The organism is Pseudomonas sp. SM4, from assembly GCF_051913165.1.
Taxonomy (GTDB): domain Bacteria; phylum Pseudomonadota; class Gammaproteobacteria; order Pseudomonadales; family Pseudomonadaceae; genus Aquipseudomonas.
The window spans coordinates 90075-102901 of record NZ_JBODOE010000011.1; the positions used below are offsets into that span (position 1 = coordinate 90075).

The following is a 12827-nucleotide window of genomic DNA, read 5'->3' on the forward strand; positions in this document are numbered from 1 at the left end:
GCAGGCTGCGATCCTTTGATCTTTAAAATCAAAAGATCGCAGCCTGCGGCAGCTCCTACATTCAGTTATGCGGTGCGGCGGATGCCCAGTCGGCTGATCCACACGGCGGCGAGGATGACGCTGCCGCCAAGGAACAACCGCCCCAGTTCCTCATGCTGATTCCAGATCAGCAAGTTCAGCAGCAAGCCCACCGGCACATGCAGGTTGTTCATCACCGCCAGCGTGCCGCCGTTGACCATGCACGCCCCCTTGTTCCACCAGTACATGCCCAACGCGGTCGAAACCAGGCCGAGAAACAGCAAAACGCCCCATTGCAACGGCGCTTCAGGGAGGAAGTTGGCTTTGCCGAACATCAGAAATGCCGGCAGTACCACCGCCAGCGCGCCGAGGTAGAAGAAGCCGAAACGCCGGTAATGCGGCAGATCGCTCGGGTGTTTCGCCACCAGATGCTTGTACATCACTTGGCCTGCGGCGTAGGTGAAGTTGGCCAGTTGCAGCAGCAGGAAGCCCATGAAGAAGTCCGGGTTGATGCTGTCAAAGCGAATCACCGCCGCCCCGCCCACTGCGACCAGCGCGGCGATCAGCGCCCACGGGTTGAAACGGCGGTTCAGTGCATCTTCGATCAACGTCACGTGCAACGGTGTGAGGATGGTGAACAGCAACACCTCCGGCACCGTCAGCACACGGAAGCTCAGGTACAGACAGACGTAGGTCACGCCGAACTGCAAGGCGCCAATCATCAGCATGCCGCGCATGAACGACGGTTCGACCGAGCGCCAGCGGGTCAGCGGGATGAACACCAGCCCGGCCAGCACCACGCGCACCAGCACGGCAAAGTAACTGTCGACATGACCAGCGAGGTATTCGCCGATCAGACTGAAGGAAAACGCCTGGATCAGCGTGACAAAAAGTAGATAGCCCATGCTCGCCCCTAATTCGAATGGCGGCGACGATAGCGGTTTTCGATTGTGCAACCAACACAAATCCCCGTGTAGGAGCTGCCGCAGGCTGCGATCTTTTGATGTTGATTTAAAAAAAACAAGATCAAAAGATCGCAGCCTGCGGCAGCTCCTACAGGGGATCGGTGAGTTACGGGCAAAAAAAAGCCCGATCTCGCTAATGCGTTCAATCGGGCTACAGCACTCAGGAGCAACAAGTGCAAAGCGAGGTTCGATGCGCGTAGAGCCTTGAAGGGGTTGCGCCAGGTCACTTAAACAATCGGCGATTATCTGGCGATTAACATATCAAGCGACCTGGGACAGCTTGGCGTTGGCCTGATTGAGGCCCTTCTCCTGGAAGTCGCCACCGAGGTTCATGCCTTCGGCGTGAATGAACGTCACGTCGTTGATGCCGATGAAGCCCATGACCTGACGCAGGTACGGTTCTTGATGATCGGCTGGGCCGCCGGCGTAGATGCCGCCGCGAGCCGTCAGTACGTAGGCACGTTTGCCGCTGAGCAGGCCTTGCGGGCCGGTTTCGGTGTACTTGAAGGTCACGCCGGCACGCAGCACGTGGTCGAGCCAGGCCTTGAGGGTGCTCGGGATGGCGAAGTTGTACATCGGCGCGGCCATCACCAGTACGTCGGCGGCGAGCAGTTCATCAGTCAGTGCGTTGGAGCGGTCCAGCGACGCTTGTTCGCTGTCGTTGCGCTGTTCGGCAGGCTTCATCCAGCCGCCCAGCAGGTTGCTGTCCAGGTGTGGTACAGGATTCACGGCGAGGTCACGCACGGTGATCTGATCGGCCGGGTGCGCCGCTTTCCACTGACTGATGAAGGTCTGGGTCAGTTGACGGGATACCGAGTCTTGCTGGCGAGCACTGCTTTCAATGATCAGAACGCGGGACATGGTGTGTAGCCTCCATCCGAGAATGTTGTAAGTCGATGGAGTGAAGGTTAAACAGAGTTGAATCGATGAAAAAGCGCAAATAATTGCTGCAAAGCATCGAATAATTCGTTTAGATGCCGAACCATGCTCTTGTAGGAGTGAGCCTGCTCGCGATAGCGGTGTATCAGTCGCATAGATTTATCTGACACACCGCTATCGCGAGCAGGCTCACTCCTACAGGGACCGGTGTTATTTCGGGGTGCAGGTCAGTTTGATGCGCAGCTTGATGATCTCGCGGGTGAACTTGGCCGTGGCGTTTTTGTGTTTTCCGGCGGCCACTTCGATGTTGCGGGTGCGCGGCGCCTCGGGACCATTGCTGAAAACGGCCTTGCACACTGCATCGACATCACCGTAGTTGGCCACCCGGATGGAGCCGATGTCGTTATCCGTGTCGAAGGTTTCGTAGTCGATCTTCATGCCGTTGAGATCCTTCTCGACATCGATCGGATACGCAAAAGCAGTCAACGGCAGCAGCGCCAGCACCACACAACAGAATTTTTTCATTCGGCAGTCTCCATGAGGGACGGCCAGCTTAGGACAAGAGGAGCTATTGATGAAAGCGCCCCGCGTGACCCTGGATCAATGGCGAACGTTGCAGGCAGTGGTCGACCATGGTGGGTTTGCCCAGGCCGCCGAGGCCCTGCACCGTTCGCAATCGTCGGTGAGCTACACCGTCGCGCGCATGCAGGACCAGCTCGGCGTGCCGCTGTTGCGCATCGACGGGCGTAAAGCCGTGCTCACTGAAGCCGGCGGTGTGCTGCTGCGCCGCTCGCGGCAATTGGTGAAACAGGCCAGTCAGTTGGAGGACCTTGCTCATCACATGGAGCAAGGCTGGGAAGCTGAAGTGCGGCTGGTGGTCGATGCCGCCTACCCGAGCGCGCGGATCGTTCGCGCGTTGACCGCGTTCATGCCGCAGAGTCGTGGTTGCCGGGTTCGCTTGCGTGAAGAAGTATTGTCCGGCGTCGAGGAAGTATTGCTCGAAGGCGTCGCCGATCTGGCCATCACCGGCCTGAGCATTCCCGGCCACCTCGGCGCGGAATTGAGCGACGTCGAGTTCATTGCCGTCGCCCACCCTGATCACCCGCTGCATCGGCTCAATCGCGAACTGAGCTTTCAGGATCTGGAAACCCAGATGCAAGTGGTCATCCGCGACTCCGGCCGCCAGCAACCCCGGGATGTCGGCTGGCTCGGCGCCGAACAGCGCTGGACGGTCGGCAGCCTCGCCACTGCCGCAACCTTTGTCAGCAGCGGTCTGGGTTTTGCCTGGTTGCCCCGGCACATGATCGAGCGGGAATTGAAAGATGGCTCGCTCAAGCTGCTACCGTTGGACAGGGGCGGCACTCGCAACTCCAGCTTCTACCTGTATTCGAACAAGGACAAACCCTTGGGCCCGGCCACGCAAATCCTCATCGAACTGCTGCGCACCTTCGATACGTTACCTCTGGATGCGCCGTACGCCGCCCCCGAACAAGCCTGACACGGAGTTCACCGATGGCCTATTTCGAGCACGAAGGTTGCAACCTGCACTACGAGGAATACGGCCACGGCACGCCGTTGCTGCTGGTTCACGGGCTCGGTTCGAGCACGCTGGACTGGGAACTGCAGATCCCGGCACTGGCCGCGCATTACCGGGTGATCGTCCCGGATGTACGTGGCCACGGGCGCTCGGACAAACCCCGTGAGCGCTACAGCATCGCCGGCTTCAGCGCCGATCTGCTCGCGCTCATCGAGCATCTGAGCCTTGGCCCGGTGCATTACGCCGGGCTGTCGATGGGCGGCATGATCGGCTTTCAGTTCGGCGTCGATCATCCGCAAATGCTCAAGAGCCTGACCATCGTCAACAGCGCGCCGGAAGTCAAATTGCGCAGCCGCGACGATTACTGGCAGTGGTTCAAGCGCTGGAGCCTGATGCGCGTGCTCAGTCTCGCCACGATCGGCAAGGCCCTTGGCGGCAAACTTTTCCCCAAACCCGAGCAGGCTGATTTGCGGCAGAAGATGTCCGAGCGCTGGGCAAAAAACGACAAACGTGCTTATCTCGCCAGCTTTGATGCGATTGTGGGCTGGGGCGTTCAGGAACGACTTTCCCGAGTGACCTGTCCAACCCTCATCGTCAGCGCCGACCGTGACTACACACCCGTCGCGCTGAAAGAAACCTATGTAAAACTGCTGCCCGATGCGCGGCTGGTAGTGATCGCCGATTCGCGCCACGCCACCCCGCTCGATCAACCCGAACGCTTCAATCAAACGCTGCTGGCGTTTCTCGCCACAGCCGACCTTCAATCTCAGGATCACTGACCCATGCTGAAAAAACTCGCCCTCGCCGCTGGTACCGTGCTGTTTGCCGCCAACCTGATGGCCGCGACTCCCGCCAAAGCGCCGCACGTGCTGCTCGACACCACCAACGGCCAGATTGAAATCGAACTGGATCCGGTCAAGGCGCCGATCAGTACCAAAAACTTTCTCGATTACGTCAACAGCGGCTTCTACACCAATACCATTTTCCACCGCGTGATCCCGGGCTTCATGGCTCAGGGCGGCGGTTTCACCCCGCAGATGCAACAGAAAGACACCAAGGCGCCGATCAAGAACGAAGCCAGCAACGGCCTGCACAACGTTCGCGGCACCTTGTCGATGGCACGCACCTCCAACCCTGACTCGGCCACCAGCCAGTTCTTCATCAACGTGAAGGACAACGACTTCCTCGACCCGGGCCGTGACGCCGGTTACGCGGTGTTCGCCAAAGTGGTCAAGGGCATGGACGTGGTCGACATCATCGTCAACTCGCCAACCACCACCAAAAGCGGCATGCAAAACGTGCCTTCCGACCCTGTGATCATCAAGTCGGCCAAAGTCATCGACTAAGCTGTACAGGGCGAATCGAGCGGCGTGAATTCAACCTCACGCCGCTCACACCGATAAAAGGAGAGCCCGGATTCCGGGCGGTTATCTGATGCTCTATCGCCGTTTTGAACAACTGATCGACATATTCCGTGACGCCCCGACGGCGTCACCTCCCGATCGTGTCTGGCCCTTCTACACCTATTACCTCAAACAAGTCTGGCCGAGCTTTGCCGCCCTGCTCGTCGTCGGCCTGTTCGCCGCGCTGATCGAAGTGGCGCTGTTCAGTTACCTGAGCCGCATCATCGACCTGGCCCAGGGCACGCCCAACCCGAATTTTTTCCACGACCACGCCTTCGAACTGACGTGGATGGTGGTGGTGGCGCTGGTGCTGCGGCCGATTTTCTTCGGCTTGCACGACCTGCTGGTGCATCAGACGCTGAGCCCCGGCATGACCAGCATGATCCGCTGGCAGAACCACCGCTACGTGCTCAAACAGAGCCTGAATTTCTTCCAGAACGACTTCGCCGGGCGCATCGCCCAGCGCATCATGCAGACCGGCAACTCGCTGCGTGACTCGGCGGTGCAAGCAGTGGATGCGCTGTGGCACGTAGTGATCTACGCGATCAGCGCGCTGGTGCTGTTCGCCGAGGCGGACTGGCGTTTGATGATCCCGCTGCTGACGTGGATCGTCGCCTATATCGGCGCGCTCTACTACTTTGTGCCACGGGTCAAACAACGCTCGGTGGAAGCCTCCGACGCGCGCTCGAAACTGATGGGGCGCATCGTCGACGGCTACACCAACATCGCCACGCTGAAGCTGTTCGCCCACACCAATTTCGAACAGCACTACGCCAAGGAAGCCATCGAAGAGCAGACCGTCAAAGCGCAAATGGCCGGCCGTGTGGTCACCAGCATGGACGTCGCGATCACCACCATGAACGGCCTGCTGATCGTCGGCACCACCGCGTTGGCCCTGTGGTTGTGGACACAGTCGCTGATCACTGTCGGGGCGATTGCTCTGGCGACCGGCCTGGTGATTCGCATCGTCAACATGTCCGGCTGGATCATGTGGGTGGTCACTGGCATCTTCGAAAACATCGGCATGGTGCAGGACGGTTTGCAGACCATTTCGCAACCGGTCAGCGTCACCGATAAGGATCATGCCAAACCGCTGGAAGTGGCCCGTGGCGAAGTGCGTTTCGAGCACGTGGATTTTCACTACGGCAAGAAGCGCGGGATCATCGGCGACCTGAACCTGAACATCAAAGCGGGGGAAAAAATCGGTTTGATCGGGCCGTCCGGCGCCGGCAAATCGACCTTGGTCAACCTGCTGCTGCGTCTGTATGACGTCGAGGGCGGGCGCATTCTGATCGACGGGCAGAACATCGCCGACGTCGGCCAGGAAAGCCTGCGCGCACGCATCGGCATGATCACTCAGGACACCTCGCTGCTGCACCGTTCGATCCGCGATAACTTGCTGTACGGCAAACCTGATGCGACCGACGCCGAACTCTGGGACGCAGTGCACAAGGCCCGCGCTGACGAGTTCATTCCGCTGCTATCGGACGCCGAGGGCCGCACCGGTTTTGACGCTCACGTCGGTGAGCGCGGGGTGAAGTTGTCCGGTGGCCAGCGGCAGCGTATCGCCATCGCTCGGGTGCTGCTCAAGGATGCGCCGATCCTGATCATGGACGAAGCGACCTCGGCGCTGGATTCGGAAGTCGAAGCGGCGATTCAGGAAAGCCTGGAAACGCTGATGCAGGGCAAAACGGTGATCGCGATTGCGCACCGACTCTCGACCATCGCGCGCATGGATCGGTTGGTGGTGCTGGAAAACGGCAAGATCGCCGAGAGCGGCACTCACGCCGAGCTGCTCGCCCATCGCGGGCTGTATGCGCGACTGTGGGCGCATCAGACCGGCGGGTTCGTCGGGATCGATTGATCCCAAACCATAAGATCAAAAGATCGCAGCCTGCGGCAGCTCCTACATTGGAATGCGTTCCTCTGTAGGAGCTGCCGCAGGCTGCGATCTTTGCTTTTTGTCGCCGCTGGAAATCCGTTAAAACCCTGCTGTACTCAGCCAAGGTTCCGGAATGGGAGCCTGTCGTAAGTCTGCAAGGACGCACAACTCGATGCAGTCTCGATAGCAAAGCTATCAAGGACTCTTCTCATGTCTCTGTTCAAACGTTCAGTTACTGAGTTGCTGGGTACGTTCTGGTTGGTGTTGGGTGGTTGTGGCAGTGCGGTAATCGCCGCGTCTTCGCCACTGGGAATCGGGGTGCTGGGGGTGGCCCTGGCGTTTGGTCTGACGGTGTTGACCATGGCGTTCGCCATCGGCCACATCAGCGGCTGTCATCTCAATCCGGCCGTGTCGGTCGGTCTGTTTGTCGGCGGTCGGTTCCCGGCCAAGGAGTTGCCGGCCTACATCATCGCGCAAGTGCTCGGCGCGATCCTCGCGGCAGCGCTGATCGCGTACATCGCCAGCGGCAAGGAAGGTTTTGACATTGCTGCCGGCCTGGCGTCCAACGGTTACGGCGAGCACTCCCCCGGCAAGTATTCGATGGCGGCGGGGTTTGTCACTGAGCTGGTGATGACCGCAATGTTTGTGATCATCATCCTCGGCGCAACTGACAGACGCGCTCCGCCGGGGCTGGCGCCGATCGCTATCGGCCTGGGCCTGACCCTGATCCACCTGATCTCCATCCCCGTCACCAACACTTCGGTCAACCCGGCACGCAGCACCGGGCCAGCACTGATCGTCGGTGGCTGGGCGCTGGCGCAGTTGTGGATGTTCTGGGTCGCCCCGCTGATTGGCGCGGTGCTGGGTGGCGGCCTCTACCGCTGGCTGGGCAAAGAACAAACCTGAGCCCAACAAATTCCCACGTAGGAGCTGCCGAAGGCTGCGATCTTTTGATCTTGCCTTTTAAAAACCAGGATCAAAAGATCGCAGCCTTCGGCAGCTCCTACATGGGATTCAGGTTTGGCGGTAGGGCAAGGCGGATTTTGCTTCTTCGGCGTAGGCGAGAACGCCGGCGCGCTCTTGCTGGAGGAAGTCTTTGACTGCGGCTTTCAAGCCCGGATGGCGCAGGTAGTGCCACGAATGGGTGATCACCGGCTCAAAACCGCGAATCAGTTTGTGTTCACCCTGAGCGCCCGCATCGAATCGCTGATAACCCTGGGCAATCGCATACTCCATGCCCTGATAAAAACACGTCTCGAAATGCAGCCGGTCAAACTCGGCCAGGCATCCCCAATATCGCCCGTAGAAACTGTCGCCGCCGACCAGGCTGAACGCCATTGCCACTGGCCGTGAACCCTGTTTGGCCAGCACCACGCGAATCGCTTCGGGCATGCGCTCGGCCAACAAACTGAAGAATTCCCGCGTCAGGTACGGCGTTTGTCGGCGCACCGCGTAAGTGTTGGCGTAACAGGCATAGACGAAATCCCACTGCGCCTCGTCCAGCTCTCGCCCCTCCAGCCACTCGAACTCGAAGCCCTGACCCGCCACTTGCTCTCGTTCCTTGCGCATCTGCTTGCGCTTGCGCGAGCTGAGCCCGTCGAGAAAATCCTGGAAGTCGCGGTAACCACGATTCTGCCAGTGGTACTGACAACCGATGCGCTGCAGCCAGCCCGGTTGCTCGGCCATCGCCGCATCGGTGAACGGGTCGGTGAAGTTGATGTGCGCGCCGGAAAGCCCTTCGATTTCCAGATAGCCCGGAAGGCTTTTCAGCAGCTCGAAACCGTCTTCGACATTGGCTGCCAACAAACGCGGGCCGCTGACCGGACTGAACGGCACAGCGGTCAACAATTTGGGGTAGTAATCGATGCCGGCACGGGCGCAGGCGTCGGCCCAGCCGTGATCGAACACGTACTCGCCATAGGAATGCCATTTGCGATAGCTGGGCAGTGCGGCAATCAGTCGTTCGCCCTCGATGTGCAGCAAATGCTCCGGTTGCCACCCGGTGTGCGGGCCAACGCTGCCACTGTCTTCCAGCGCGCTGAGGAAGGCATGGCGCAGAAACGGCTGATTGTCCGGTACCAGTGCGTCCCATGTCGTCGGGGCGATTTCTGACAGGTTTTGCAGGCATTGCAACGGCATCGAGGAGCTCTCCACAACAGGACTTCAGCGCCCGGCGAGTATCGCTGATTGTGCGGCATTGCACACCCGCATTCGGCCGACAGCGCTCTAGATCAATAGTTCACGGCCGCTGCACATCGTCATCAAGCTGCCATCACTGTGCCACTGCGCTGTCATAAACCATCGCGATACTGGCGCCTGTTTTTAGAGCGCCGGGTTCTACCCGGACACTGTTTTCCGACGCTAAAACCGTCGGTTGTGCCCAGGATGGTTCAGCCATCCCCTCTCATCTTCGGAGATTGCTATGCGTCTTGCTTCCACGAAAACTGCGGCGGCCCTGTGCGGTGGCCTGTTACTGGCCATGAGCGTTCCGGCCAGTGCTGCAGTCGACGCCAAACTGCTCGACATGCTCAAGGCTAACGGTTCGATTTCCCAGGCGCAGTACGTTGAACTGCAAACTGAACTGGCCAAGGATCAGAAGGCTCAGCAAATCGCGCAACAGGCGCAGCAAGAGACCAACGAACAAGTTGCAGCGGTCGCGAAGAAAAGCAACGAACAAAGTGCCTTCGACCAGAAACTGGCCTGGGCCGCGAAGACCCAGTTCAAGGGTGACGTGCGTATCCGTCAGGAAACCATCAAGATCGACGGCGAACCGAACAACGGCGGCCGCGACAAGGATCGTCAGCGCATCCGTGCCCGTCTCGGCGCCTACACCGAGATCAACCCGCAAGTCGACACCGGCATCCGTATCGCCACCGGCGGCGGCGACGACGCCCGTTCGACCAACCAGGATCAGGACAACTACTTCGACAAGAAGCAGATCTGGCTCGACCTGGGCTACATCGACTACCACCCGGATCAGATCAAGAACCTGCACATTATCGGCGGCAAGATGCTGCAACCGTGGGTCAGCATGGGCGACGTCATCTGGGACAGCGACATCAACCCGGAAGGTCTGGCTGTCACCTACAAATATCCACTGGGCAGCAGCGCCGAACTGTTCGGTAGCCTGGGCAACTACAACCTCAAAGACAACGTCGACGGCGATGGCGTGCAATTCCGTCACGACCTGCGCCTGACTGCCGGCCAGTTAGGTAGCCGCTTCAATATCACTGACAATCTGAAAATGACCCTGGGCGGCAGCGTCTACGCCTACCAGAACGACGAAGACAGCCGCTGCACCGGGACTTCCACACCGTGCGCCCTGGCCGTCAACGGCAACTCGGCCAACAACGAATTCCGTCTGTATGAAGGCTTCAGCCAGCTCGACATCGGCGGCCTGCCAATGCCACTGTCGTTCTACGGTCAGTACGTAAAGAACAACGATGCGGTGACCGATCAGGACACGGCATGGTTGCTCGGTGCCAAGTCGAAAGTGTTCGGTCTGAACCTCGATTACAACTATCGTGACGTGCAGCGCAACGCCGTGGTCGGTGCCTTCACCGACTCTGACTTTGCCAACGGCACCACCGGTTCCCGTGGTCACAAGTTCAAGGTCGGTTACGACATCGACAAGAACTTTGCCATCGGCGCCACGTACTTCCTGACCAAGGCCGACTTCGCCAGCCGTACCCAGCGTGATGCTGACGCCAACACCCTGCAGCTGGACGCGGAAGCCAAGTTCTAACCGCGTCAATTTAGCCCGGTGCGGGCAGGACGATCCCCATCATCCGTTCGTTTCACCCGCACCGTGCTATTCCCCTGTAGGAGCTGCCGAAGGCTGCGATCTTTTGATCTTTAAAAACAAGGATCAAAAGATCGCAGCCTTCGGCAGCTCCTACAGGTCTTTGCGGCGTTGCTCGGCGAGGCGTTCGGCCAAGGCATCCACGCCTTCTTCAGGTTCCTCAGGCAGCGCTTTCAGCGTGGCTTGCACCAATTTCATCTGGCGAATGAATCGCCGGCAATTGGGGCAGAACATCAAGTGATGACGCACCATCAATTTTTCCCGAAAGCTCAATTGCCCATCGAGATAATCGCTGGAGCGCGCCACTTGTTCCTTACAGGTCAGCATTCCCCGGTCTCCTCAAAATGCTCCACGGTCGCGAAGACTTTCAGCCGCGCACGATGCAGCAGCACACGGACATTGGAGAGCGAGATCTCCAGAAGATTACAGATCTCCTCCAACTCCAGCCCCTGGCGTTCACGCAACAGCAAAACGCTGCTTTGCAGTTCCGACAGGCTCAACAGCGTGTGTTCCAGACAGTCGCGCAACTCGCTCTCGGTCAGCAGCGCTTCCGGTGTGTCCTGGTGCCAGGCGAACGGGGCGATCAGCCAGTGGCCGTCGCCGGAAGAAAAGCGCTCGTCGTCGATGGTGCCATGGGGCGAAGGCAGGTCATCCATCAACACTTCGCGGCGATTTTGTTTGTAACGGCTTTTGGCTGAGTTGGCCGTGATGGTCAACAGCCAGGTCTTGAGACTGGAACGCCCTTCGAAACTGGCGATGTGTCGCACAACCGACAGCCAGGCGTCCTGCACCACTTCTTCGACATGACGCTGGCCAACAATCGCATAGGCCACGGCGCGCATGGCGCTCTGGTAAGTGCTGACCAACTCCTTGAAAGCTTTTTGCTCGCCGGCCAACAGGCGTTCGAGCAGTTGAGTGTCGTCCATTGCGGCCATTGGCGTCTCTTTGCAAAGCGTTAAAAACAAAAGATCGCAGCCTTCGGCAGCGCCTACAAGAACGGATTTCATACCATCCGTGTAGGCGCTGCCGCAGGCTGCGATCTTTTAAAACGCAATCAGCGCTTACGCAGAATCACGCTGCCGATCGAATAACCGGCACCGAACGAGCTCAGCACAGCCAGCGAACCGGCGGCCAGATCGTCCTGATACTTGTGGAACGCAATCACCGAACCGGCGGAGCTGGTGTTGGCGTAGGTGTCGAGAATCACCGGAGCTTCTTCTTCGGTGGCTTCGCGACCGAGCAGTTTGCGCACGATCAAGTGGTTCATGCTCAAGTTGGCCTGGTGCAGCCAGAAGCGTTTCACATCGCCAACGTTGAGCTGGTTCTCTTGCAGATGCTCACCGATCAGCTCGGCGACCATCGGGCAGACATCCTTGAACACCTTGCGGCCTTCCTGCACGAACAGCTTGTCGCGGGCACCGACGCCCTCTTCCGCAGCACGGTTGAGGAAACCGAAGTTGTTGCGGATATTGTTGGAGAATTTGGTCAGCAGTTTGGTGCTGACCACGTCGAACTGGTGCTTGGACGTCGCTGTTTCAGCGCGCTCGATGATCACCGCAGTCGCGGCGTCGCCGAAGATGAAGTGGCTGTCGCGGTCACGGAAATTCAGGTGACCGGTGCAGACTTCCGGGTTGACCATCAGGATCGCCCGGGCCTGGCCCAGTTGCACGCTGTTGGCGGCGGCTTGAATGCCGAAGGTCGCCGAGGAGCAGGCGACGTTCATGTCAAAACCGAAACCCTGGATGCCCAGGGCTTCCTGAACTTCGATGGCGATGGCCGGATAGGCGCGTTGCAGGTTGGAGCAGGCAACGATCACGCCGTCGATGTCAGCGGCGGTTTTGCCGGCGCGTTGCAGGGCCTGTTCGGCAGCGCCGATGGCCATCTGGCAAAGCACCGACCATTCGTCGTTGGAACGCTCCGGCAGGCGCGGGGCCATGCGTTGCGGGTCGAGGATGCCGTCCTTGTCCATGACAAAGCGGCTCTTGATGCCCGAGGCTTTTTCGATGAAGGCGGCGCTGGATTCGGTCAGGGCTTGGACTTCGCCGCTGGCAATGGCCTGGGCGTTGTCGGCGTTGAACTGCGCGACGTAGGTATTGAAAGACTGCACCAGCTCTTCGTTGGAGATGCTGTTGGCCGGGGTGTATAGGCCGGTGCCGCTGATGACGACGTTATGCATGGTCGTTTCTCTAATCTGTTCAGGCAGAAAGTGCTGGAACCGTCGTACCAACACACAAAGGGTCTATTCCCAACCGGGGGACACAAACCTGGCATCGCTTTATTCCGCTGCGCGACATCGCCGAAGGCTCTGGGTCGCGAAACCGGCGTTTATGGTCGCGAAGTT

At 59.3% G+C, this 12827-nt stretch carries 13 protein-coding genes; 6 read left to right on the forward strand and 7 right to left on the reverse strand.

Features of this window, described 5'->3' with window-relative positions; translation table 11 throughout:
• Positions 1-65 precede the first annotated feature (65 nt).
• From ACQ4MY_RS20455 to ACQ4MY_RS20465, 3 genes are all read right to left on the reverse strand, one after another.
• Positions 66-923, reverse strand: a complete 858-nt coding sequence (locus ACQ4MY_RS20455; protein ID WP_008088874.1) for a carboxylate/amino acid/amine transporter — start codon at positions 921-923, stop codon at positions 66-68.
• 321 nt (positions 924-1244) lie between these two features.
• Positions 1245-1844 (reverse strand): FMN-dependent NADH-azoreductase, encoded by a 600-nt coding sequence (locus tag ACQ4MY_RS20460; protein WP_064388351.1) that lies wholly within the window; start codon positions 1842-1844, stop codon positions 1245-1247.
• A 228-nt stretch (positions 1845-2072) separates the two neighbouring features.
• Positions 2073-2387, reverse strand: a complete 315-nt coding sequence (locus ACQ4MY_RS20465; protein ID WP_440096280.1) for a 3-phosphoglycerate kinase — start codon at positions 2385-2387, stop codon at positions 2073-2075.
• Positions 2388-2436: 49 nt separating this feature from the next.
• Between ACQ4MY_RS20465 and ACQ4MY_RS20470 the strand changes: the two genes are divergently transcribed.
• The 5 genes from ACQ4MY_RS20470 to aqpZ all read left to right on the forward strand — a co-directional run bounded on the left by ACQ4MY_RS20470 (position 2437) and on the right by aqpZ (position 7590).
• The gene (locus ACQ4MY_RS20470; protein WP_008086429.1) at positions 2437-3360 is read left to right on the forward strand and encodes a LysR family transcriptional regulator; all 924 of its coding nucleotides are present in this window, start codon (positions 2437-2439) and stop codon (positions 3358-3360) included.
• A 14-nt stretch (positions 3361-3374) separates the two neighbouring features.
• On the forward strand, positions 3375-4178 hold the full coding sequence (locus ACQ4MY_RS20475; RefSeq protein WP_440096281.1) for an alpha/beta fold hydrolase: 804 nt from the start codon (positions 3375-3377) through the stop codon (positions 4176-4178).
• A gap of 3 nt (positions 4179-4181) precedes the next feature.
• A complete protein-coding gene (locus ACQ4MY_RS20480; protein ID WP_008086426.1) occupies positions 4182-4745 on the forward strand; it encodes a peptidylprolyl isomerase A in 564 nt (187 codons plus the stop codon).
• 88 nt (positions 4746-4833) lie between these two features.
• Positions 4834-6666 carry an ABC transporter ATP-binding protein gene (locus ACQ4MY_RS20485; protein ID WP_440096282.1) on the forward strand — a complete coding sequence of 611 codons (1833 nt, stop codon included), beginning with the start codon at positions 4834-4836 and terminating at the stop codon, positions 6664-6666.
• A 228-nt stretch (positions 6667-6894) separates the two neighbouring features.
• Positions 6895-7590 (forward strand): aquaporin Z, encoded by a 696-nt coding sequence (aqpZ, locus tag ACQ4MY_RS20490; protein WP_440096283.1) that lies wholly within the window; start codon positions 6895-6897, stop codon positions 7588-7590.
• A gap of 108 nt (positions 7591-7698) precedes the next feature.
• Here aqpZ and ACQ4MY_RS20495 read toward each other — a convergent pair whose 3' ends face one another.
• The gene (locus tag ACQ4MY_RS20495) at positions 7699-8823 is read right to left on the reverse strand and encodes a GNAT family N-acetyltransferase (RefSeq protein WP_440096284.1); all 1125 of its coding nucleotides are present in this window, start codon (positions 8821-8823) and stop codon (positions 7699-7701) included.
• A gap of 283 nt (positions 8824-9106) precedes the next feature.
• On the opposite strand from ACQ4MY_RS20495, the gene ACQ4MY_RS20500 reads away from it, so the two are divergent.
• On the forward strand, positions 9107-10429 hold the full coding sequence (locus ACQ4MY_RS20500) for a putative porin (RefSeq protein ID WP_008086417.1): 1323 nt from the start codon (positions 9107-9109) through the stop codon (positions 10427-10429).
• Positions 10430-10579: 150 nt separating this feature from the next.
• Here ACQ4MY_RS20500 and ACQ4MY_RS20505 read toward each other — a convergent pair whose 3' ends face one another.
• From ACQ4MY_RS20505 to ACQ4MY_RS20515, 3 genes are all read right to left on the reverse strand, one after another.
• The gene (locus ACQ4MY_RS20505; protein ID WP_440096285.1) at positions 10580-10813 is read right to left on the reverse strand and encodes an anti-sigma factor family protein; all 234 of its coding nucleotides are present in this window, start codon (positions 10811-10813) and stop codon (positions 10580-10582) included.
• Positions 10807-11421: an RNA polymerase sigma factor gene (locus ACQ4MY_RS20510; RefSeq protein ID WP_008086874.1), complete on the reverse strand. Its 615-nt coding sequence runs from the start codon at positions 11419-11421 to the stop codon at positions 10807-10809. The genes ACQ4MY_RS20505 and ACQ4MY_RS20510 overlap by 7 nt, the downstream gene beginning before the upstream one ends.
• 119 nt (positions 11422-11540) lie before the next feature.
• Positions 11541-12662 (reverse strand): beta-ketoacyl-ACP synthase III, encoded by a 1122-nt coding sequence (locus tag ACQ4MY_RS20515; RefSeq protein WP_158835475.1) that lies wholly within the window; start codon positions 12660-12662, stop codon positions 11541-11543.
• Positions 12663-12827 lie beyond the last annotated feature (165 nt).